18 protein-coding genes are annotated in these 21,336 nt (G+C 69.7%); 5 read left to right on the top strand and 13 right to left on the bottom strand.

Features of this window, described 5'->3' with window-relative positions; translation table 11 throughout:
- Positions 1 to 704: 704 nt before the first annotated feature.
- The 3 genes from fis to prmA all read right to left on the bottom strand — a co-directional run bounded on the left by fis (position 705) and on the right by prmA (position 2,985).
- A complete protein-coding gene (gene fis / locus ASE10_RS05715) occupies positions 705 to 977 on the bottom strand; it encodes a DNA-binding transcriptional regulator Fis (RefSeq protein WP_055904222.1) in 273 nt (90 codons plus the stop codon).
- 120 nt (positions 978 to 1,097) lie between these two features.
- Positions 1,098 to 2,018 (bottom strand): DUF3426 domain-containing protein, encoded by a 921-nt coding sequence (locus ASE10_RS05710; protein WP_055904218.1) that lies wholly within the window; start codon positions 2,016 to 2,018, stop codon positions 1,098 to 1,100.
- 46 nt (positions 2,019 to 2,064) lie between these two features.
- Positions 2,065 to 2,985, bottom strand: coding sequence for a 50S ribosomal protein L11 methyltransferase (gene prmA / locus ASE10_RS05705; protein ID WP_056305921.1), 921 nt, complete (start codon positions 2,983 to 2,985; stop codon positions 2,065 to 2,067).
- 222 nt (positions 2,986 to 3,207) lie between these two features.
- Between prmA and ASE10_RS05700 the strand changes: the two genes are divergently transcribed.
- Together ASE10_RS05700 and ASE10_RS05695 are read left to right on the top strand one after the other, a co-directional pair.
- On the top strand, positions 3,208 to 4,218 hold the full coding sequence (locus tag ASE10_RS05700; protein ID WP_235565842.1) for a hypothetical protein: 1,011 nt from the start codon (positions 3,208 to 3,210) through the stop codon (positions 4,216 to 4,218).
- Positions 4,215 to 4,646 carry a hypothetical protein gene (locus ASE10_RS05695; protein ID WP_235565841.1) on the top strand — a complete coding sequence of 144 codons (432 nt, stop codon included), beginning with the start codon at positions 4,215 to 4,217 and terminating at the stop codon, positions 4,644 to 4,646. Before ASE10_RS05700 ends, ASE10_RS05695 begins: the two co-directional genes overlap by 4 nt.
- 215 nt (positions 4,647 to 4,861) lie before the next feature.
- On the opposite strand, the gene ASE10_RS05690 is transcribed toward ASE10_RS05695, so the two are convergent.
- The 8 genes from ASE10_RS05690 to ASE10_RS05655 form a co-directional block, all read right to left on the bottom strand.
- Entirely contained in the window at positions 4,862 to 5,569 is a 708-nt protein-coding gene (locus ASE10_RS05690) for a hypothetical protein (RefSeq protein ID WP_055904212.1), read from the bottom strand.
- Positions 5,570 to 5,797: 228 nt separating this feature from the next.
- Positions 5,798 to 7,165, bottom strand: a complete 1,368-nt coding sequence (accC, locus tag ASE10_RS05685; protein ID WP_055904209.1) for an acetyl-CoA carboxylase biotin carboxylase subunit — start codon at positions 7,163 to 7,165, stop codon at positions 5,798 to 5,800.
- Between the two features lie 8 nt (positions 7,166 to 7,173).
- Positions 7,174 to 7,650, bottom strand: coding sequence for an acetyl-CoA carboxylase biotin carboxyl carrier protein (accB, locus tag ASE10_RS05680; RefSeq protein WP_055904206.1), 477 nt, complete (start codon positions 7,648 to 7,650; stop codon positions 7,174 to 7,176).
- Between the two features lie 42 nt (positions 7,651 to 7,692).
- Entirely contained in the window at positions 7,693 to 8,139 is a 447-nt protein-coding gene (gene aroQ, locus ASE10_RS05675; protein WP_055904204.1) for a type II 3-dehydroquinate dehydratase, read from the bottom strand.
- A 309-nt stretch (positions 8,140 to 8,448) separates the two neighbouring features.
- A complete protein-coding gene (locus tag ASE10_RS05670) occupies positions 8,449 to 9,051 on the bottom strand; it encodes a TlpA disulfide reductase family protein (protein WP_082559728.1) in 603 nt (200 codons plus the stop codon).
- Complete coding sequence (gene dsbD, locus ASE10_RS05665) at positions 9,051 to 11,528, bottom strand: protein-disulfide reductase DsbD (RefSeq protein ID WP_056306742.1); 2,478 nt, start codon at positions 11,526 to 11,528, stop codon at positions 9,051 to 9,053. The genes ASE10_RS05670 and dsbD overlap by 1 nt, the downstream gene beginning before the upstream one ends.
- Positions 11,521 to 11,856 carry a divalent-cation tolerance protein CutA gene (gene cutA / locus ASE10_RS05660; protein WP_055904198.1) on the bottom strand — a complete coding sequence of 112 codons (336 nt, stop codon included), beginning with the start codon at positions 11,854 to 11,856 and terminating at the stop codon, positions 11,521 to 11,523. The genes dsbD and cutA overlap by 8 nt, the downstream gene beginning before the upstream one ends.
- Before the next feature lie 68 nt (positions 11,857 to 11,924).
- Positions 11,925 to 12,857 (bottom strand): LysR family transcriptional regulator, encoded by a 933-nt coding sequence (locus ASE10_RS05655; RefSeq protein ID WP_055904195.1) that lies wholly within the window; start codon positions 12,855 to 12,857, stop codon positions 11,925 to 11,927.
- Between the two features lie 93 nt (positions 12,858 to 12,950).
- On the opposite strand from ASE10_RS05655, the gene ASE10_RS05650 reads away from it, so the two are divergent.
- From ASE10_RS05650 to ASE10_RS05640, 3 genes are all read left to right on the top strand, one after another.
- On the top strand, positions 12,951 to 13,961 hold the full coding sequence (locus ASE10_RS05650; protein WP_056305918.1) for an NAD(P)-dependent alcohol dehydrogenase: 1,011 nt from the start codon (positions 12,951 to 12,953) through the stop codon (positions 13,959 to 13,961).
- Between the two features lie 362 nt (positions 13,962 to 14,323).
- On the top strand, positions 14,324 to 15,499 hold the full coding sequence (locus tag ASE10_RS05645) for a hypothetical protein (RefSeq protein WP_157481045.1): 1,176 nt from the start codon (positions 14,324 to 14,326) through the stop codon (positions 15,497 to 15,499).
- Positions 15,499 to 17,616 (top strand): WG repeat-containing protein, encoded by a 2,118-nt coding sequence (locus ASE10_RS05640; RefSeq protein ID WP_082586055.1) that lies wholly within the window; start codon positions 15,499 to 15,501, stop codon positions 17,614 to 17,616. Before ASE10_RS05645 ends, ASE10_RS05640 begins: the two co-directional genes overlap by 1 nt.
- Before the next feature lie 497 nt (positions 17,617 to 18,113).
- Here the strand turns inward: ASE10_RS05640 and ASE10_RS05635 are convergent, their stop codons facing one another.
- Both ASE10_RS05635 and ASE10_RS05630 read right to left on the bottom strand, forming a co-directional pair.
- Positions 18,114 to 19,886, bottom strand: coding sequence for an endonuclease (locus tag ASE10_RS05635; RefSeq protein WP_056305912.1), 1,773 nt, complete (start codon positions 19,884 to 19,886; stop codon positions 18,114 to 18,116).
- A gap of 85 nt (positions 19,887 to 19,971) precedes the next feature.
- A complete protein-coding gene (locus tag ASE10_RS05630) occupies positions 19,972 to 20,388 on the bottom strand; it encodes a helix-turn-helix domain-containing protein (RefSeq protein WP_082559725.1) in 417 nt (138 codons plus the stop codon).
- Positions 20,389 to 21,336: the final 948 nt, after the last annotated feature.

Raw genomic sequence — 21,336 nt, 5'->3', positions numbered from 1 at the left:
GCGCGCGGGTCACTTTCTCTTGTCACTCGCCTTGGGGTAGGAGCGGCGTGAGCCGCGACCACGAACTCCGTCTGCTGGCGGGGTTTCGCTCCGAGTCTGCTTTCTGTGGGAGCGGCGTAAGCCGCGATTTCGAATTCCAGTTGTTGCGTTGGTTTCGTTCTTAAGCAAAAGCTTCCGCCTGCTGCGCATGCGGGTCACTTTCTCTTGCTAGCCCAAGAGAAAGTAACCAAAGAGAAGGGCTTGCCTTGACAACCCTCCCGTGCGAGGTCGGAGCTGGCGCGGGGATTTTTCGAAGGAACATCCTGTTCCTCGAAAAACGGCGCGCGTCCTGCGCGCCGTCCTTCGGATCTACGGTTGTTCGCTTGAGTGCGGTGCTATGGATTTCAATGCCGCGGCAACGGCAACGGCAACGGCAACGGCAACGGCAACGGCAACGGCAACGGCAACGGCAACGGCAACGGCAGCAGCGCGCTGCGCCGGCGAATGGTCGCGTCAGGGCCGTTGGTGGTGGTGAGCGATTGCCGACGATTTTCGACGGTTTCTGTTCCGCTCGTCGGAGACGCTATCCGGATACCGATCGGTGCCGATGCGAGTGTTCGGCAGGCGACAACAGGTGCTGGCGCACGGCACGATGCGGCCGAATTGGCAGAAAACAGCGAAAAACAAGCGTCCCAGCGCGCAAAACGCGCTGCGCGACGGCGCAATTACTCCAGCCCGTACTCGCGCAGCTTCTTGCGCAGGGTGGCGCGGTGGATGCCGAGCATGGAGGCGGCGCGGCTCTGGTTGCCGTCGCAGTGCTGCAGGACTTCGGCGAACAGCGGGATTTCGAGTTCGCGCAGGGCGATCTCGTAGAGGTTCTCGGTACCGCTGCCGTTGAGGTCGCCCAGGTAGCGCCGGATCGAGGTGGCCACGTGGTCGCGCAGCGGGACGCGCGGTCCGCTGCGGGTAGCTTCGTTGCGATCGGTTGCGGCGTTCAAGCGTATCCCCTGGTGCAGTGTCGTTCCGCCGGGCGGGTGCCTGGCGCAGGGCGCGGCGGACGGGCGGGAGGGGGAGTCTAGCGCGCAGCGGTCGCGGCGGACAACGCGACCGTCGCAGTTTTATTGGAAATCGAAGGTGAATGCGACGATGTGGGGCGCCGGTTCGACCACGTCCAGTTGCACCGAAGCGCTCTGCCCGGGAGCGAGTTCGTCGGTGGGCTTGTGGTCGCGCCGGTAGTCGGACGGGGCGAACGCGCGCTGCCCGACTTCCCGACCGTCGACGTCGGACAAGGTCAGCAGCAGCGTCGGCCAGCGTTGCGGCCAGCGTGCGTCGTTGCGGAAGCTGGCGTTGACGCGCAGTACACCGGTCGCGCCGGGGCTGGGCCGTACGTTGCGGCCGAGCATGGTGTAGGCGGCGGGCTCGTGCCAGGGCGGCAGGCTGCAGCGCAGCACGCCGCACAGCGCGCCGACCAGCGGTCGCCAGCGCGCGTCGGCGGCGAGTTCCTGGCGTTGGGCCAGAACCAACTGCAGCGCCAAGGCGAGCAGCAGTGCGCCGATGGCGGCGAATGCGCGCCAGTCGCGACGGGGTGCGGGCGCGGCGGCGGTGCCGCGTACGAAACTGGGCGCGTCGCGCTTGGCGCGGCCGGCGCGCGCGGGGCGGGCCGGCCGCGTGCGTGCATTGGGCAGGGAGGACGCGGCGATCGATTCCTCCAGCGACGGCACGGCGGCGGTCGCGTCGGCCATCGGCTCGGCGCCGGTGTCGGCTTCGGCGGTGGCTTCGACCACGGCCGCTACCTCGCCGGCATCGTCAGCGGCGAGTTCGGCAGGGCTGTCGGCGTCCGCGTTGAGTCGCTCGGCTTCGTCCCGCTCGGACTGGACGACGTCGGGCTCGGTGGTGGCATCGGCCGTATCGGCCGCGGCATCGGCTTGCAACGGCCGCTCGCAACGCGGGCAGCGTTGCGGCGCTACGCGCGCGCCGGTGCCGGCCGGCGGCAGGATCAGCGCGACCAGGAATCCGCAATGAGGGCAGGCGACGAACATCGGCGTATTCAAGCACGCCGGCTTCGCCGCTGTCCGCCCCCCGGGCTCAACGGCGACGCGTGCCCGTGACGCGCATCCAGTCTTCGAGGCGATCGGCACGCAGGTCTTCGAAGGCGTCGGCGTAGCGCGCCAGCACGTCTTCTTCCTGGCCGTGGAGGATGCCCGACAGCGCGATGCGGCCGCCCGGCGCGACGCGTGCGGCCAGGGTATCGGCCAGCGCGATCAGGGCAGAAGCCAGAATGTTGGCGACCACGACCGGGTAGGTTGCGGGCGGTTCGTCCTGCGGCAGATGCACGTACAGGCGCGCGGCGACGCCGTTGCGTTCGGCATTGTCGGCGCTGGCGAGCAGGGCCTGCGGGTCGTTGTCGACGCCGACCGCGTGGGCGGCGCCGAGCTTGAGCGCCGCCAGGGCGAGGATGCCCGAGCCGCAGCCGAAATCGAGCACGCGCGCGCCGTCCAGGGCGCCGTCGGCGGCCAGGCCGTCCAGCCACTGCAGGCACAGCGCGGTGGTCGGGTGGGTGCCCGAGCCGAAGGCCAGGCCCGGGTCCAGCCGGATCACCGCGGCGTCGGCCGCGTCGGCGCCTTCGGGCAGGTCGTGGTTCCAGGGCACGATCCAGGTCCGCGCGCCGAAATGCAGCGGCACGTACTGGTCCATCCAGGCGCGTTCCCAGTCCTGGTCCTCGACCGCGCGGAAACGCGCCTGGCTCCAGTCCAGGCCGGCGTCGAAGGACTCCAGCGCGGCCAGCAGCACCAACGCGTCGGTGTCGTGCGGGAACAGGGCGCTGAGCACGATCTCCTCCCACAACGGGGTTTCGCCGACGCCGGGCTCGAGGATGGCGTGCTCGTCGTCGGTATCGGCGTCGGCGTCGAGCATGGTCACGGCCAGCGCGCCGACGTCGTCCAGCGCGGTCTCGTAGCGGGGCTGCTCGGATTCGCGGCAACGCAGGGTCAGTTCGAGGAAGGGCATCGCGGTCGCGGCGGATTACGGGCCGGCATTATCCCACCCTCGGCGGGGATTCTGGCCTGGACCCCCGCCGGTACGGCCCGCGCGGCCATTGGCCGGGCGTTTCGGCGGCGGCTGGCGGCTTGCTTTACTATTTGTGCCATCAGTGTGGCCCCGGCTCCGCGTGCGCTTACGCGGCGGGCGGGTCCGGCCCACTCTTCTGCACCCGGCCCAGACCAGGACCGAATGTCCGACTTGCTGACATCCGAACTCGACAAGCAGGCGCCGCCCGCGGCTCGGGCCGGCGTGTTCGCGTCGGGCCGTCCGGTGTTGCTGGTCGCCGCCTTGGCCCTGCTCGCCGGTGGCGTGCTGTACGCGCGCCGCAGCCCGGTCGAGACCCAGGACGCGTCCAAGCCGATCGCGGTTCCGGCTGCGGCCGGCACCGGCGCGGTCGCGAGCGCGACCGTCGGCGTGGCCGACGCCCGCGGCGGCGCACCCGCGCTCAGCCGCGCCTTGTCGCCCGCGGCGCGGCTGCGCGAGCGTTTCGAACACAGCGACGACCTGTACGGCTACGCCCAGGAGCTGGGCCCGGCGGTGCGTGCCGGCCAGCCCGCGGAAACCTGGATGTACAGTCGCGTGCTCGACTACTGCTCGGGCTACGCCGCATCGCCCGCCGACTACGGCCGCGACACCCAGGCGATCGCCGGCATGAACCTGCGCACCTCGGCCGCGATGGTCGCGGCGCGCAACCGCGTCGGCCAGCGCTGCGCGCGTTTCACCCCCGACGACGATCTGTCGTACGCGACCATCCTGGCCAACCGCGTGCGCGCGGCCAAGGCCGGCAGCCTGCCCGCGGAAGCGGCGCTGCTGGGAATGGACGAGCCGCTGAACGACGACGAGGACTACGTGCGCGATCTGGTCGATCGGGTACGCAATTCGCTGGACCCGGAAGCCTTCTTCGCGATCTCGCCGAAGATGGGCATCGCTTCCAGCGGTCGCCGCAACTTTTACGGACCGGTCGCCGGTACCCAGTTCTCGGAACTGGCCTGGCAGCTGGCCGCTTGCAGATTGGGGCTGGATTGCAGCCCCGACAGCGTGCTGATGACGACGTATTGCGCCAACGGAGGCATCTGCTCGCAGGACCCGAGCCAGGACTTCAGCGGTTTCGTTTTCGATGCGGCGGTGCCGCGTCAGGGAACGGAAGTGATGAACGACCTGGTCGACGGTCTTGTCGGCGGAGCGAGGACAACCAAATGAAAGACAAGCGCTTTGTAAACAAGGCCAAACTCGGTTTCTGGATCCTGCTGTTCGCCGCTTATTCGGTGGGCGCGGCCGGGGTCGTGATCGACGTGCTCGCCGACGACTACAGCGAGCTGTCGCAGGTCGCGGTGACCACGGTGCACTCGCCCGAACAGAGCCGGCGCGCCAGCTCGGCCCAGGTCGCGGCGATGTACCGGGCGCAGAGCGGCGCACCGTTCTCGTCGTTGCCGCCCGGCAGCACCTTCAAGGTGGTCTGGCCCGACGGCTCCAGCGAGTACGTGATGATCGTGAGCCCGGCGTCCAGCACCGGCGCGCAACCGATCCCGGGCACGCAGCAGTCGCGCCTGCCGATCGGCACGAGGCTGCCCACGCCGGATCTGGACGGCGTCGAGGTCGACGTGTCGGTACAGCGCAACCTGGATTGAGCGCGTAGGGATCGAAGGATTCGCTACGAGCGCCGCGACGCACCCCTCTGCCCTGGGTGTCGCCCGGTTTCGCCGGCAGCCGTAGCCTGCGGCGACACCCGCACCGGCGCGGGCATCCGATGTGACGCGATGGTGCGCTTCGCCTCCGGCGCAACGCAGCCTGTGCCGCGATCTCGCCCGCTCCCGCACTCGGGAACGGGCGCGCGCCGCACCTGTCAGCCGCCGACCAGCTGTACCGCGTCGACGTAGCTGTAGCCGTTCTCGACGTTGTTGGCGAAGGTCACTTTGACGCTCTTGGCCTGGTAGGCCGTCGGCTCGAACTTGCGCACGATCCAGGTGCGGCCGCCGCGCTCGTCGCGCTTGCTGTCGCTCAGGCCGCTCCAGACCGTATGCGCCTGGCCGGCGGTGTCGATCAGTTCGATCTTGGTGATGCCCTTGGCGCCGTTGCCGCCTTCCAGCGCGACACGCACTTCGCTGGCGCTGACCGGCTTGTCGTAGCTCAGCTCGATCCAGTCGAAGCCGACGCTCTGGTTCTTGTTGCTCCAGGATTCGTCGTTGGCCGGGCCGATGGCCTGGTAGGGGGTGTAGGACTCCTTCACGGTCGAGTCCTTGCCGTCGGCCGAGCCGTAGGACGAGCTGGCCTTGGCCGCGGTCGCCCATTGGCCCTTGGGGTCGTTGAGGTAGCCGTCTTCCATGGTCGCGAAGTCGAGCTTGGCCTGGGCCTTGGCGCGCTCCTCATCTTCGGCGCTGGGCTCGGCCGGGGCGGCGGCAGGAGCGGGCGCCGCTTCGGGGGCGGGCGTGGCGGCGGCGCTGGTGGCCGCTGCTGCCTCGGGCTCGGCCGCGGGGGCGGCCTGTTCGGCTTTCTTGCAGGCGCTCAGCGACAGGATCGCAGCGGCGGTCAGTACGAAAATTCCGTGTTTCATACGGGGGATTACCTGATTGGGTTGGGGATCGCCGCCGGATACGGGCGGGGGCCGTGCGGCTGGGCGCGCAAAGAGTACGCAAAAACTTGATGCCGGGGGCACACCCTGCGACGGGCGCGACGCCGGACCGATCAGGCGGCGCCCCGCCGGCGCCGCGCGCCTCGCGCGCCCACGAAAAAGGCGGCGCCGGTCGCCCGACGCCGCCCTCATGGTTTTCCGCCGCCGCGATCAGACGATCGAGATCGACTTTTCCTTCTGTTCCTTGAGCCGCTTTTCCAGGTAGTGGATGTTCATCCCACCTTGCTGGAAGCCGGCGTCGGACAGGATCCGCTGCTGCAGCGGAATATTGGTCTTGATGCCGTCCACGACCATCTCGCTCAGGGCCACGCGCATGCGCGCGATCGCGGTCTCGCGGTCGGGGCCGTGCACGATCAGCTTGCCGATCATCGAGTCGTAGTTGGCCGGGACGCGGTAACCCTCGTAGATGTGGCTGTCCACGCGCACGCCCGGGCCGCCCGGGGCATGGAAGTGCTGGATCAGGCCGGGGCTGGGCAGGAAGCTGTCCGGGTCCTCGGCGTTGATGCGGCATTCGATCGCGTGGCCGGACAGGACCACGTCGCTCTGCTGGATCGACAGCTTGTGGCCGGCGGCGATCATCAGCTGCTCGCGCACCAGGTCGATGCCGGTGACCAGTTCGGTGACCGGATGCTCAACCTGGATGCGGGTGTTCATCTCGATGAAGTAGAAGCGGCCGTTCTCGTACAGGAATTCGAACGTGCCCGCGCCGCGGTAGCCGATGCGGATGCAGGCCTCGACGCAGACCTTGCCGATCTCGGCGCGCTGTTCGAGGCTGATGCCCGGCGCCGGCGCTTCCTCGACTACCTTCTGGTGGCGGCGCTGCATCGAGCAGTCGCGCTCGCCCAGGTGGATCGCATTGCCCTGGCCGTCGGCGAGGACCTGGATCTCGACATGGCGCGGGTTCTCGAGGAACTTCTCCATGTAGACCATGTCGTTGCCGAACGCGGCCTTGGCCTCGGACTTGGTGGTCTGGATCGCGGCGTTGAGGTGCGCCTCGGTGTGGACCACGCGCATGCCGCGACCGCCGCCGCCGCCGGCGGCCTTGACGATGATCGGGTAGCCGATCTCGCGGGCGATCTTGATGTTGGCGGCGTTGTCGTCGCCGAGCGGGCCGCCGCTGCCGGGCACGCAGGGCACGCCGGCCTCCTTCATCGCGCGGATCGCCTCGACCTTGTCGCCCATCAGGCGGATGGTGTCGGCCTTGGGCCCGATGAAGATGAAGCCGGACTGCTCGACGCGCTCGGCGAAGTCGGCGTTCTCGCTGAGGAAGCCGTAGCCGGGATGGATCGCCTGGGCGTCGGTGACTTCGGCCGCGGCGATGATCGAGGCCATGTTGAGGTAGCTCTCGGTCGACGGCGCCGGGCCGATGCAGACCGACTCGTCGGCCATGGCGACGTGCTTGAGGTTGCGGTCGACGGTGGAATGCACCGCGACCGTGCGGATGCCCAGCGCGTGGCAGGCGCGCAGGATCCGCAATGCGATTTCGCCGCGATTGGCGATGACGACCTTATCCAGCATGGGGCGCCTCAGCCGATCACGAACAGCGGCTGATCGAACTCGATCGGCTGGCCGCTCTCGGCCATCACCTTGAGCACGGTGCCGGACACGTCGGCTTCGATCGGGTTGAACATCTTCATCGCCTCGATGATGCCCAGGGTGTCGCCGGCCTTGACCGACTGGCCGACGCTGACGAAGGCGGGTTTGTCCGGCGAGGGCGAGGTGTAGAAGGTGCCGACCATCGGCGCGCGCACGACGTGGCCGTCGGGCAGGTCGTTGGGCTTGGCGCTGCCGCCGGTGGCGGCTTCGGTCGGCGAGTGCATCGGCATCGCCTGCTGCGGGCGCTCGGCCATCGGCGCGGCCTGCATCATCGGTGCGGCCACGGCGTAGCCGCCCTTGGGCGTGCGCGCCAGGCGCACCGACTCCTCGCCCTCCTTGATCTCGATCTCGGCGAGGTTGGATTCCTCGAGCAGGTCGATGAGTTTCTTGATTTTGCGCAGGTCCATGGACGGGCCTCAGGTAGTGCCCCGGGTCGCGGGGCGGTGGTTTCAGGATTGGGGATCGAGCCGCTGCAGCGCGGCATCCAGCGCGTAGCGGTAGCTGTCGGCGCCGAAGCCGCAGATCACGCCCAGCGCCAGGTCGCTGAAGTAGCTGGTGCGGCGGAAGTCTTCGCGGCGGTGCGGGTTGGACAGGTGGATCTCGATGAAGGGGATCGCCACCGCGGCCAGGGCGTCGCGGATCGCCACGCTGGTGTGGGTGAACGCGGCCGGGTTGATCAGGATCAGGGCGGTGCCGTCCTCGCGCGCGGCCTGGATGCGCTCGACCAGGACGTGCTCGGCGTTGGACTGCAGGCTGTCGAACGTGTGCCCGGCGGCCTCGGCGCGGCCGCGCAGGTCGGCGTCGATCTGCGCCAGCGTGGCGCGGCCGTAGACCTCCGGCTCGCGTGTGCCGAGCAGGTTGAGGTTGGGGCCGTGCAGGACCAGGAGCTTCGCCATCGGAACCGGGACGGTGGCCTTCAAAGGGCGGCAGTGTGCGTGAAGGCCGGTGCCATGTCCAGAAGTTCGCAGCCAAATCGGCGAAGTTGTTACAATTTAAGCAGTTGTTTGAGTGGCGGCTCTAAATTTTGAGGCGCTGGCGGAACGTTGCCGGCGCGATGGCCGATGTTGCCGCGGACTGGCGGCCGATCCGCTTCCGGCAAGTTGCGGCTGGGCGCCGCCGATGTCAAACGCCGCTGCTTGCCGGCGTGTTGGCGGATGATCATGTTGGCGGACGTTCGTGTTAGCGGACATCGGGCCTGGCGGCGCTCAGTGCGGCTGGCCGACCCAGGCTTCGAGTTCGCCGGGCTCGAACGGCCCGATCTTCTGCTTGAGCAGCCGACCCTCGGCCGAGACCAGGGCGGTGTAGGGCAGCACGCCCTTGGGATTGCCCAACTGCACGCCGGCATCGCGCGGACCGGCCTGGTCGAGCAGGATCGGGTAGCGCACCGGCACCTGCTGCAGGAAGTCGCGCACCGCGTCGGCGTCGTCCAGGGCGATGCCGACCACCTGGGTGCCGTGGGCGCCCTGGCTGGCGGCGTAGCGGTCCAGTTCCGGCATTTCCTTGATGCAGGGCCCGCACCAGCTGGCCCAGAGGTTGATCAGCAGCGGCCGGCCCGGATAGGCCGAGGGCAGGCGCACCGGCGGACCGTTCAGGGCCGCCAGTTCGATCACCGGCACCGGCGCGCCGCGCGAGGCCACGGGCAGGTCGGCCGGCGGCTTGGGCGCGGTCGAGGCGATCACGCCCTGCAGCACGCGCTGGCCGGCTTCGGTGCGCAGCAGCGGGCCGGGGCCGTTGAGCCAGATGCCGAGCCCGGCGCCGAGCACGCCGGCGATGCCTGCGACCAGCAGGATCTTCGCGTTCGCGCCCATCAGCGCGCCCGCTGCACACGCGCGACGAACTTGGGCGCTTCCTCGAAGCCGAACAAACGCAGCTCGCGACGCTCGACGCCGCCGCGGTAGTACAGCGTGGCCGGCGGGCCGACGATGCCGAGCTGCTTCATCAGCGCCGCGTCGACGTCGTCGTTGGCGGTCACGTCGGCCTTGAGCAGGACGAAGCCCTTGAGCGCGGCCTGCACTTCGGGCTGGGTGAAGGTGTACTTCTCCATCTCTTTGCAGGACACGCACCAGTCGGCGTAGAAGTCCAGCATCAGCGGCTGGCCGGCGGCCTTGGCTGCGGCGACTTCGCGCTCCAGGTCGGCGACCGACTTGATGGTGCGGAACGGCAGTTCGGCGTGCGCCGCGGCCTGGCCGCCGCGCAGGCCGGCCAGCGGCTGCAGCGGGTCCTGGCTGCCGGCCAAGGCGCCGACCGCCTGGACCACGCCGGTCACGCCCAGCAGCAGGGCTGCGGTCCAGGCCAGCGTGCGCACGCCGTCGCGCGCGCCGGGTTTGCTCGCGGCCAGGCCGATCGCGGCCGCGGCGCCGAACAGCAGCACGCCCCACAACGCCAACACCGCCGGGCCGGGCAGGATCCGCGACAGCATCCACACCGCCAAGCCCAGGAACACGAAGCCGAACGCGCGCTGCACCGCGACCATCCACGGTCCGCTGGTCGGCAGGCCCTTGCCGGCGGCGACGCCGAAGGCGAGCAGCGGCACGCCCATGCCCATCGCCAGCAGGAACAAGGCGGCGCCGCCGAACAGCTTGTCGCCGGTCTGGCCGATGTAGAGCACCGCCGCGGCCAGCGGCGGCGCCACGCAGGGGCCGACGATCAGCGCCGACAAGGCGCCCATCACCGCCACGCCGACCCAGGAGCCGCCGCGCTGGCGGTCGCTGATCGTGCCCAGCAGGCTGCGCAGGGAGTTCGGCAGCTGCAGTTCGTACAGGCCGAAGCTGGACAGCGACAGCAGCACGAACAGCAGGGCGAAGGCGACGATCACCCACGGGGTCTGGAACAGGATCTGCAGATTGGCGCCGACGCTGGCCACGATCACGCCGGCCACGGTGAACACCAGCGCGTTGGCCAGCACGTACACCAGCGACAAGGCGAACGCGCGGCGCGCGCCGATGCCGGGGCCGTGTCCGGCGATCAGGCCCGACAGGATCGGGATCATCGGCAGCACGCAGGGCGTGAACGACAGCAGCAGGCCGAAGCCGAGGAAGCTCAGCAGCGCGACATAGCGGTTCGGGCCGGACAGGGCGGCGGCGAGGCGGCTGTCGTCGGCTTCGCCGGAGGCGGCGGCGCTCTGACTGGCGCTCTGGTTGGCGTTCGCATTGGCGGCGGCCGTTGCGGCGGTCGCCGGGGCGTCCGCATCGGGTACGGGGTTCGCGCTGGCCGTGGTCGCAGCCTCCACGTCCGGCGCGGCTGCATCGCCGGTTTGCGGTCGGGCCGTGCCGGCATCGGTGCCCGCGTTCGCGTCGGCGGACGCGGCGGCGTCGGTCGCCGGCGTCAGCTTGCCGCGCGGCAGATCGATCGCGATCTTGCGGGTCATCGGCGGATAGCAGATGCCGTCGGTCTGGCAGCCCATGAAGTTCGCGGTCAGCACCAGCTTGGCCGCGTCTTCGCGCGTGCGCCGCAGCGGCAGCGGCACGTCGATCTGGTCGAAGAACACCGTGACCTGGCCGAAGTGCTCGTCGCGGTGCGCGCTGCCGCGCGGCCATTGCGGCGCGCCCAGGGCGATGCCGGCCTTGGTCGCGGCCGCGTCGAGCTTGAACGAGGTCTTGTCGCGGTACAGGTAATAACCGCGCGCCGGAGTGAAGCGCAGCAGCAGGGTGTTGCCGTCGCCGGGGATGGCTTCGAAGCCGAAGGCCTGTTCCGGCGGCAGCGGCAGCGCGTCGGCGCCGGCCGCGGCGGCGGGCGCGCCACCGAGCAGGCCCCCGCTCAGCGGCGGAGCGCTGCGATTGGCGGCATTGCCGAAAGCGACCAGTGGTTCGTCCGAACTCGCGGCGGCGGCCGCGGGCAGGTTCACGACCAGGTTGCGGGTCTGCGGCGGGTAGCAGATGCCGGCATCGGCGCAGCCCTGGTATTTCACCTGCAGACTCACGCGGCCGGCGCCGGCCCGGCCGGGCAGGGTCGCGCTCAGGGCGCTGCGGTAGGTCTCGACCTCGCCGAAGAACTCGTCCTTGTGCTTGTCGCCCTTGGGCAACTGCAAGGCCTGCGCCGCGAACGCCGGGTCGGCCTTGACCGAAATGCGGTGCTTATAAAGGTAGTAGCCGTCGGCGATCTTCCAGCGCAGGCCGATGCGGTCGGGCGCGGCCGCGTCGGCGCTGAGCACGAAGGCCTGGTCGACCGGCAGCAGATCGGACTCGTCGATCGCCGGCGCGGGGCCGGACAGCGACAGCCCGAGCGCAAGCAAGGCGGCGGCGTAACCGGCGCGCGCGCGCCGGCGGAAAACTCGGAGTTCAGTCATCGTCACGGGTCTGTTCGGCCACCCAGTGCAGGTACTGGGGCAGGCCGCCGCAGGCTTCGACCGCGACAGCCTCCGGCAGTTCATAGGGATGCAGGGCCCGCAGCCGCGCGATCAGGGCGTCGAGGCGGTCGGCGCTGGTCTTGATCAGCAGCTGGACCTCGTCCGCACTTTCGACCGCGCCTTGCCAGCGGTAGGTCGAGCGCATCCCGGGCAGCCGGCTCACGCAGGCGGCCAGGCGCTCGCCGACCAGCGCCTGCGCGATCGCGTCGGCGCTGACCGCATCGGGGCAGCTGCTGAAGACCAGGCGCACGGGTGAGGGTTCGGCCATGAGGGGCGCAGTGTAATGCCCGTCCCTGGGCGCGGCGACCGTGGACCTGGCCACGCAGTGTTCCGTACTCAACCGCCTGGGGCGCGGGCGAGCAGGCGTTGCCAATGCGCGGGCCGGCCGATCGCCTCCTCCAGGAAGTCGATGAAGACCTCGACCTTGCGCGGCCGGTACTCGCGGCCCGGGTAGACCGCGTAGATGCCGATCGGGACCAGGCTCCAGTCCGGCAGCACCTCGCACAGGCGGCCGTCGGCGAGTTCCTCGGCGACGGCGAAGGTCGCCGTCTGCAGGATGCCGCCGCCGGCCAGCGCGGCGTCGACCAGGGGCACGCCGTAGTTAGAACGCAGGCGGCCGCGCACCGGCACCCGCAGGGTTTCGCGGCCGCGGTGGAACTCCCAGGTCGCGACGTCGCGAAACAGGGTGTAGTGCAGACAGTCGTGGCCGACCAGGTCGGCGGGTGCGCGCGGTGCGCCGCGGCGCTGCAGGTAATCCGGCGACGCGACCAGGATCCGGCGGGTGTCGGCGAGCCGGCGCGCGACCAGGCGCGAATCGTCGAGCGCGCCGATCCGGATCGCCAGGTCGTAGCCCTCGCCGATCAGGTCGACGTAGCGGTCGTCGAACTGCGCGTCCAGGGCGATCCCGGGCCAGCGCTGCAGGAACGCGGGCAACTGCGGCATCACGTAGAGCCGGCCGAAGTTCATCGGCAGCGACACCCGCAGCTCGCCGCGCGGCTCGCCGGCGAGGTCGTGCACGCGCTCGGCCGCGGCGGCGATCTGTTCCAGCGCCGGCGCGATCGCAGCGTAGTAGTGGCGGCCGGACTCGGTCAGGCTGAGGCGGCGGGTCGAACGGTTCAGCAGCTTGGCGCCGAGCCGGGTCTCCAGCGCATGCAGGCGGCGGGTGATCGCGCCGGTGGTCACGCCCAGCTGGCGCGCGGCGGCGGTGAAGCTGCCCTGTTGGAGGATGGCTTCGAAGGCTTCCAGTTCGGAGTGCAGGCCGCCGAGCATTGTTGCGCCTTTCTCAATAAAGACTTGATCGGCTGATCCTATATCCAATGCCGATTCAACAATAGCCTGTGTCTCCCGCCTAGGAGACACCCCATGGACGCCTACCAACTGCAAGGCCACAGCCTCGACAGCCTGCGCCGCGTGCGCCTGCCCGAGCCGATGCCCGGCCCCGGCGAGGTGCGGATCCGCACCGAAGCCGCCTCGATCAACTACCGCGACTACGCCCTGGCCACCGGGCGCTACCAGGCCGACCTGCCGCGCCCGTTCGTGCCGCTGTCCGACGGGGTCGGCCGGATCGAGGCCCTGGGCGAGGGCGTGAGCGGCCTCAGCATCGGTCAGCGCGTGCTCGGTCACTACACCACCGCCTGGCTGGACGGCGGCTTCCGTTCCGCCAACCACGCCAGCAAGCTCGGCGGCCCGCGCGACGGCTGGCTGGCGCGTTCGATCCTGCTGCCGGCCACGGCGGTGCTGCCGGCGCCGGCCTACCTGAGCGCGGCCCAGGCCGCGACCCTGCCGGTGTCGGGCCTGACCGCATGGGCGGCGCTGCGCAAGCTCGGGCTGGCGCCCGGCGCGCGCCTGCTGGTGCAGGGCAGCGGCAGCGTTTCGCTGATGGCCTTGCAGCTGGCGGTGGCCGAGGGCGTGCAGGTGATCGCGACCAGCGGCGACCCGGCCAAGGCCGGGCGCCTGCGCACGCTGGGTGCGAGCGCGGTGATCGACTATCGCCAGCGTCCCGATCTGGCCGCGGCGGTGCGCGAGCTCAGCGATGGCCGCGGCGTCGACGGCATCGTCGACGTGGTCGGCGGACCGGCGCTGATCGAACTGCTCGGTGCGGCGGCGGACAACGCGCATATCGCGATCGTCGGTTTCCTCGGCGGCTTCGAGGTCGCCGGCAACCTGATCGGCCCGATCATGTCGCGCCAGCTCAACATCCACGGCGTCAGCGTCGGCAGCGCACGCGACTTCGCCGAATTCCTGGCCGCGCTGGAACGCCACCGCATCGAACCGGTGGTCGGCGAGCTGTTCGGCTTCGACGACGCGGCGGCGGCGATCGCCTCGGTCGCCCAGCAGCGCGCGTTGGGCAAACCGGTGATCGTGTTCGATTGAGCGACGATTGGGCCGAAGACGGTTAAACGCCAGAAGACGGTTAAACGCCAAAGGCCCGCGCGCCCCGCAACCGCGCGGCGGACCCTCCCCTGTAGGAGCGGCGTGAGCCGCGATCGCGCCGCAGCCGAAGTATCGCGGCCGCGACTCGCATCGCCCCTACAAAGAACCGGTAATGCAATGGAGTCGATGTTCAGCTCAGCCAACGAACCCTCCCCTGTAGGAGCGGCGTAAGCCGCGATTGCGTCGTCTCCGAAGCGGCGCGGTCGCGACTCACGTCGCTCCTACCCCAAAGCTGCACACGAGAGCGACCGGTCGCCGCGTTATCCTTGCGCCCGGATGTTCGCCGCAGCACAGGATTCCGCATGGCATTGCTTCAGGGACGATGGTGGCTTTCGCTTTGTCTGTTCGCCGGTGCCGCATCCGCGGCGGAGCGGCCGCAGTGGTTGCCCTTCATGGGCGACGAGGAAAGCCAGGCGCATGCGATCCATCTGGCCGTGCTGAAGCAGCGCCCTGACGGATTGCTGGAATCGGCCAGCCGTTACCCACGCACCTCCGGGGCCGGCTGGAGCGTCGAGCAGAGCGAGCGCGGCTGGTACGAATACCTCGAACGTCTGATCGATTGCGAGACCGGGCTGTACGTCGACACGGCGCTGTCCCTGCTCGATCGCGACCACCACCCGGTCGCGCGCCGCGACACCAGCCGCGACGACCAGTTGCAGCAGATCGCGCTGACCCAGCAGGACGTGCGCTCGCACCGCTGGCCCGGCAACAGCGAAATCTGGATCGCCTGCGCGGCCGCCCGGAATCCCGCGATCGGCAACGACGCGCGGCCGATGATGATCGAGGACGAAGGCCGCTACGGCTACGATTACCGCGCGATCGGCGATGCGCCGCCGCCCGATGGCGACGGCCTGTTCGCGCGCCTGCGCGCGCAGTACGACGCCGAGCTGGCGCGCTACTCGGTGCCGTCGCAGGCGCCCGCCGGCGAGCCCGCGGCGGCGTTCAAGGGCGAACGCTGGGCCACGGCCAGCGACGAAACCGAAGCCTGGGACCTGGCCGGCCTGCGCCACCGCGGCGCCGGCATCGTCGAGGCCTCGCAGCGGGTGGCTTACGACCCGCGGCGTCCGCCGGACGTGCCCGAGGACGCCGACGTGCGCATCGACTACAAGATCGATTGCCGCAACGGCCTGATCGTGCCGGTGACCAAGGCCTACTACGCGCCCGGCAGCGAGCGCCTGCTGCAGCGCATCTCCACGCCGGTGTTCGACACCCTGGACTCGCTGTCGCGGCAGTCGCAGTGGGGCGACGCCTGGACGTCCTGGCTCGGGCCGCAGCGGCCGGGCCCTGCGGCGATGCTGTGCACCGCCGCGGCCGCGCGCTGCAACGGCGGAAAGCCGCAGGCGCCCGCGGCCTTGTTCGAGATCGACCCGGAAGCCTTGCCGCCCGTCGGCGGAGCGCCTTTGTTGCTGGCCGCGCGTGCGCGTTGGCTGGCGCATCGCGACGGTTTCGTGCCTGCCTGCCCCATCGGAGTCCTGTGATGCCTATCCGTCCCATGCTGCTGGCCGTCGCGCTGGCGTCGGCGGCCTTCGCCGCTTCGGCGCAGGAGCCGCCGCTGCAGATCTACACGGTCAAGAACGAATTGGTGAACTGGCGCGGCGACGGTTTGCGCGATGCCGAGGGCGGGACGGTGCTGGCGCCGGCGGGCCTGCTCACCGCGCTCGGCAACGGCGGCTTCCTGGCCCGGCGCGATGGCGCCTACTGGCTGTACGACGCGCGCGGCGCGCGCATCGCCGGCCCCTACGACGATCTCGAAGCGGTCGATCCGGCCCTGGATGCCTTGATCGTCGGCGTCGGCGGCAGCCCGGTGCTGGGCGGCGACGGCGGCCTGATCGACGGCCGCGGCCGCGAACTGATGGCGCCGATCTACAAGGGTTTCGGTTACCTGCCGGGCACCGGCCTGTTCTCGTTCGAGCAGGCGCGGCGCTGGGGCCTGGCCGACGCGCGCGGCCAGGTGCTGGTCAAGCCGACTCTGGACGGCGTGGCCGACGCGCCGGGCGCGGTGTTGGTCGGCGATGCCGGTCAGCAGGGCCTGATGGATCGTGCGGGCCGCTATGTGGTGCCGCTGAGCGAACGTCCCGTTTCCTCCATCAACGACGGCGCCAGCAAGGCCACGGGTTATTTCGCCGTGTGCGACAGCGAGGGATCGGTGTGCCATGGCGTCGACGGCGCGGGCCGGCCGATACTCGGCGGACGCAGCTTCTCCTCCGCGATGTTCCACGCCGATCTGGCGCGCTGGGTGATCGCCGAAGCCCCCGAGGCGGCGCCGGCGGTCCAGGACGACGGTACGGTGGCGATCGGCATTCCGGCGTCGCAGCGCTGGATCCTGGCCGACGAGCGCGGCCGCACGCTCGCGAGTTTCGACTGCGACTATCTGTATCGCATCGGTGGCCTGTTCCGCGCCGCGCGCGCGAAAGACGAGGGCGGCGACTGCGTCTGGGGCCTGGTCGATCGCGACGGCAAATGGCGCGTGCCGGCGCGCTACGACTCGATCGAGGCGATCGGCAACGCCTGGGGCGTGAACGCGGACATTCCGGCGGCGAAGGCGGACGAGTATGCGGTCGGCATCGACGGCGAAGACCGCGAGCGCCGTTTCGGCGTGCTCGCCGCGGACGGCAGCGAAATCCTGCCGCCGCGCTACGCGCAGATTTACTACCGCTATCCCGAATTCGGCCTGTACCTGGTGCGGCAGGGCGAGAAGATCGGCCTGGTCGATCGACAGGGCGTTTGGCGCCTGGAGCCGACGTACAGCGAGACTGCGCCGAACGCCAGCCTGCCGATGCCGTACCTGATGCTGAGCGAGCGCGACGACGACGGCGACGGCCCGCAACGCGATCGCTACGCGATCATCGACCTGCGCACCGGCAAGCCGATGTTCGCCGGCGACTACGAATACCTGGGCGTCGAGTACGACTTCCGCTGGGGAAAACTCGGCCTGCCCTGGGAAGAGTTCGCGGTGGTCGTCGCCAAGCGCGGCGACAAGTACGGGGCGCTCGATCTGCAGGGGCGCGTGGTCGTGCCGTTCGAATACGACAACCTGCAGGGCATGGACACCTGGGGACGCCTGCGTCCGACCCGTAAGGAGCGCGATCTGCCCCTGGTGTCCGGGCTCGGGCCGCAGCGCAGCGCGCGTCTGCACGAAACCTTGTCGCGCCGCCTGCGCGAGGAGCCGGCGCCGCATGCCAGTCCGGCGATGCCGTATGCCGGCCGCTACCTGCCCGTCGATTACCGCAGTGCCGGGCAGGTGCGAGCGGCGCTGGCGTCGGGCCGCTTGTCGCGCGGGTTCGCGCCGATGCTGTTGCTCGACGAGGATACGGCGATCATCGACCTCGACATGATTGTGGACAAGAAGCGGCCGGACTTCGATTTCCTCGAATACTACTGCCCGCGCGACGACGGCTTCGATCTGCTGCTGCCGCAGTCGGCGTTGTCGGAAGAGGCCTGTGCGGATCCGGGCGCGCCGAAGCTCGAGTTTCGCGCGAGTGCGAGCGCGAGCGCGGGCCCGGACCAGGCTTGGGATTGCGGAAACTGCGCGGCCAAGGGTTTGCCGGCGCGCTGGGTGCGGACCGATCCGGCGGCGGATGCGACGCTGCCGTAGGCAGTGCGGTGGCGCTGTTTCCTGGATTTCTGTGTAAGACGAGGGACTACGCACGATGCGACGACGCGATGGTTCCTTCCCTGTGGGAGCGGCGTAAGCCGCGATCGCGCCGTATCCGAAGTGTTGTGGTCGCGACTCACGTCGCTCCTACCCCAAAGCCGGCGCTGCGTTGAGTGTGCGCAAGGACGAGACGAGGCTGGGACGGGGTCGGGGCCGTGCTATCCAGCCGGGCCACGCGTGTGAGCGGTGCAGGCCCCGATCTGCGTCGCAGCCGGAATGGCGCGATCGCGGCTTACGCCGCTCCCACAGGAAGCGCGTCGCTACAGGAAGCGCGCCGCCGCAGGAAGCGCATCGCCCTAGGAAGCGCGCCGCCATGGCGCGTCGTCGCCGGAATCGGATCGGCGGCCCTATCGGATCGGCGCGGCTCTCTGCGAGGTCCCGACAAACGAACGCCCGCATTGCGCGGGCGTTCGTCGTAGCCGCGGCGGTGTCGCCGATTACGGAATCAGCGTGCAGCTCGCCGGCTTGGTCGAGGTGAACAGCGAGGCGCTGGCCCACTCCGGATGATCGATGAAGGGATTGCGGTTGCCCTGGAAGCTGAAGATCACTTCGTTGCGGGCCTGCTCGGCGGCGTCCGGCGGGTCCTGCGTGTGCCAGGCCAGCAGCGTGCTCAGCAGGCCCATGTAGGCCGGCGAGGACGAGGTGATCACGATCTTGCTGCGGTCGTCGGTCAGCTCCAGGTCCGGCTCGCTCTGGCCGGTGACCGGATGGTTGTCGCCTTCGTAGCGGATCGCCATGTACATCACCGCGCGGGCCATGTTGCCCTTCATGTGGCCCCAGACCTGGAACGAGCCCGCGTTGCCGTCCGGCGTCTTGACCCAGTTGGAGTTGCCCGGGTACACGCCGCTGCCGCCGCCGTAGCCGGCATTGGCTTCGGTGACGCGCTCGCCGCAGCCGCTGGCCAGGGTGCAGTCCGCGTACGGCTTGTTGCCGCGGTCGGCGTTCCAGGTCGCGTCGGTCAGGTACAGCATGTGGGTGTCGGTGTAGGGCGCATGCGGCAGGCCGAGGTTGCCGGTGGCGCTGCCGAAGCCCAGCGAGTTCGGCCAGGTGTGCTCGCGGTTGTACTTCAGGCCGCTGCCGCTGCCGGCGCGATCGGTGACCTTGAGGTAGCTGCGGTTGCGGTAGGCGTCGAGGATGCGGCCGGAATTGTTGGGATCCTCGTCGGCGATCTCGAGGATGCTCCAGGTGTTGGTGGTGCCGCCGCTGTACGGGTAGACCGTGTGGCCCTTGATGGTTTCGTGCAGCGAGCAACGCAACTGGCCGGCGCTGCTGGTGTTGACGTGGGCGTAGTAACCGCCGCCGCCACCGCCGCTGGCCACGCTGAAGCCGACCACGGTGTTCTGGGCCGGATGCGCGCCGCCGCTGTCGGTGACCTGCGATGCGACCACGGTGTAGGTGCAGCTCTCGCCAGCGAACAGCGCGGTGCCGGTGGAAGCGGTGAAGCTGGTACCGCTGGACGGGTAGGTCAGCGCGACCGTGCCGGACTGCGCGCACTGCAGGGTCAGGGCGCCGCTGCCCAGGGTGACCGCTTCGCTGAAGCTCACCGCGAGGTCGCCGGCGGCCGGGAAGCTGTTGCTGCCGTTGGCCGGCGTGGTCGAGGTCACGGTCGGCGCCGGGTTCGGCGTCGAGAAGGTCTGGCCGGCGTTGCAGGCGCCGAAGCTCTGCGCGGCCGACGCCTGCCAGGCGAAGTTCGCGTAGGTGCTGCCGCTGCCGGACAGGCGCAGCGAGGTGCCGGCGGCGGTCGAACCGCTTTCCGATACCGGCAGGTTGCTGCTGGTCAGGCCCGCGGCCGGGCCGTTGGAGGCGGTGATCGCGCCCTCGTAGCTGAGGAACTGGACCACATTGCCGCTGCCGTCGACCAGGGCGAAGCCGTCGTTGCTGCCGTTCTGGATGCCGTTGGTCGGGTAGCTGAGCACCGCGATGCTCACGCTGCCGCCGCAGGCGACCGTGCTGCCGGCGGGCAGCAGGTCGTTGTCGTAGCTGGTGGCGGCCGACGGCGTGGCGCCGTTGTAGAGGTAGATGCGGTAGTTGCTGAGGGTTTCGCCGGCGGTGGCGACGACCTCGATCTTCTCGCCGACGTCGCCGCTGGAGGTGGCGTCGTCGTAATGGAATTCGTTGATGAAGACGGCGGCCGGTGCGGCGGTGGGCAGCGCGGCGGCGAGCAGCAGGCAGGACAAGCTCGTACGGGAACGACGTAAGGACAACGGCATCGGGCGACTCCCTTTCCCCAGGTGGTCGCCGCAGTCTAGTCGGCCTTTATGACATCGCCTGCCGCAGCGCAGCAGGCGACCGGATTCATAGCACCACGCGGGTGCCCTTGGTCAGGCTGGCGCGTGGCCGCCCCGTGCGCAGTTCCGCCAGCTGTTCGGCGATTTCCACCAGCGGCGCCTTGGACTTGGTCGGAGTGTCGCGGAAGGCCACGATCAGGCGCAGTTCCAACGGGTCTTCGATCAGCAGGGCCTCGGCCGCGGCCACCGAATCCATCTCGGTATCGGCCGACAAATTCATTTTGCCGCGCCCGGTCGCCAGCCATTCGAACTGCACGCCGGTGATCAGCGCGACCTCGCGCAAATGCGCGACGCTGGGAAACTTGCCCTGCGCACTTTCCCAGTGGCCGACCGCGCTGCGTTGCACGCCGACCGCCGAACCCAGTGCCGCCTGCGACATGCCGGCATGGCGTCGCGCCAGTCGTATCCTTTGCTGTGGCGTCATGTGTGAAGCTCCTTTTCGAGGGTTTTTGCCTACAAAATAGCCATTTGCTACCAAAAGTCACTAGGCGACCAATAGAGAGGAGACCTTGTACGCTTTCGGTAGCAAGTTGAGCCTGATAGGTGGTTGGAAGTCAATGGTGACGGCATTCGCCCTTTTACGGTGCCACCAGGAGTCGGCAGATTTTGCGACCGGACACCTAGAAAATGACGCGGGGAGTGCACAAGATCCATCCACGCCAACACGGATGTGGGCACACGACACGAGGTCGGTTCGGGGGAAGGGGCGCAGGATCGCGCCATGCTGAGGACGGCCGTCTCCGCACCAAAGAGCGCGTTCCACGGGACGCGCTCTTTCTTTTTGGGCGATGCAAACGCAACGCCTGCATCGCTCGCGACGCAACCGTCGCATGTCGCGCGGGCCGTAGCGCCGATTTGCGCATGCCTTATGTGGCGGCGTGAGCCGCGATGGCGTCGCTTCTTTTATATATGAAGCCCTCGCGGATCGTGCCGCGCCCGCAATGGGTGGGCCATCGGCCGACGGAGTAAGCGCATAGAGCGCGCCCGCAAGGGGACCGGCTCCGTGTGGGAGCGGCGTAAGCCGCGATCGAGTTCCAGATATGAAGCAACCCGCCCTGGCCGCTGCATTCGGCGCCGGCTTTGGGGTAGAGCGAGCTGAGCCGCGAGCGCGCTGCTTCATGGGGCGGCGCGATCGCGGCTTACGCCGCTCCCACAGGGGCCAGATCGGAGCCGGCGCGGAGTGTCCGGTCCGACCGCGCGCGATCGCCACATGCGACTCGCGGTTCGGTCCCGGGCCGGCCTGGCTTGCCCCCTCCCTCGGACCGGAACCCGATCCGACCCGATCCGACCCGATCCGACCCGACCCGACCCGACCCGACCCGACCCGACCCGACCCGACCCGACCCGACCCGACCCGACCCGACCCGACCCG

Source organism: Lysobacter sp. Root76 (assembly GCF_001428685.1).
Taxonomy (GTDB): Bacteria; Pseudomonadota; Gammaproteobacteria; order Xanthomonadales; family Xanthomonadaceae; genus Lysobacter.
This window is presented reverse-complemented; position numbering and strand designations above follow the sequence as displayed.

Bases quoted from the DNA above. Each gene is read 5' to 3' on its own strand.
- ASE10_RS05710 (WP_055904218.1), bottom strand. From the start codon at position 2,018: ATGTTCGTCGCCTGCCCTCATTGCGGATTCCTGGTCGCGCTGATCCTG.
- prmA (WP_056305921.1), bottom strand. From the start codon at position 2,985: ATGCCCTTCCTCGAACTGACCCTGCGTTGCCGCGAATCCGAGCAGCCC.
- ASE10_RS05700 (WP_235565842.1), top strand. From the start codon at position 3,208: ATGTCCGACTTGCTGACATCCGAACTCGACAAGCAGGCGCCGCCCGCG.
- ASE10_RS05695 (WP_235565841.1), top strand. From the start codon at position 4,215: ATGAAAGACAAGCGCTTTGTAAACAAGGCCAAACTCGGTTTCTGGATC.
- ASE10_RS05690 (WP_055904212.1), bottom strand. From the start codon at position 5,569: ATGAAACACGGAATTTTCGTACTGACCGCCGCTGCGATCCTGTCGCTG.
- accC (WP_055904209.1), bottom strand. From the start codon at position 7,165: ATGCTGGATAAGGTCGTCATCGCCAATCGCGGCGAAATCGCATTGCGG.
- accB (WP_055904206.1), bottom strand. From the start codon at position 7,650: ATGGACCTGCGCAAAATCAAGAAACTCATCGACCTGCTCGAGGAATCC.
- aroQ (WP_055904204.1), bottom strand. From the start codon at position 8,139: ATGGCGAAGCTCCTGGTCCTGCACGGCCCCAACCTCAACCTGCTCGGC.
- ASE10_RS05670 (WP_082559728.1), bottom strand. From the start codon at position 9,051: ATGGGCGCGAACGCGAAGATCCTGCTGGTCGCAGGCATCGCCGGCGTG.
- dsbD (WP_056306742.1), bottom strand. From the start codon at position 11,528: ATGACTGAACTCCGAGTTTTCCGCCGGCGCGCGCGCGCCGGTTACGCC.
- cutA (WP_055904198.1), bottom strand. From the start codon at position 11,856: ATGGCCGAACCCTCACCCGTGCGCCTGGTCTTCAGCAGCTGCCCCGAT.
- ASE10_RS05655 (WP_055904195.1), bottom strand. From the start codon at position 12,857: ATGCTCGGCGGCCTGCACTCCGAACTGGAAGCCTTCGAAGCCATCCTC.
- ASE10_RS05650 (WP_056305918.1), top strand. From the start codon at position 12,951: ATGGACGCCTACCAACTGCAAGGCCACAGCCTCGACAGCCTGCGCCGC.
- ASE10_RS05645 (WP_157481045.1), top strand. From the start codon at position 14,324: ATGGCATTGCTTCAGGGACGATGGTGGCTTTCGCTTTGTCTGTTCGCC.
- ASE10_RS05640 (WP_082586055.1), top strand. From the start codon at position 15,499: ATGCCTATCCGTCCCATGCTGCTGGCCGTCGCGCTGGCGTCGGCGGCC.
- ASE10_RS05635 (WP_056305912.1), bottom strand. From the start codon at position 19,886: ATGCCGTTGTCCTTACGTCGTTCCCGTACGAGCTTGTCCTGCCTGCTG.
- ASE10_RS05630 (WP_082559725.1), bottom strand. From the start codon at position 20,388: ATGACGCCACAGCAAAGGATACGACTGGCGCGACGCCATGCCGGCATG.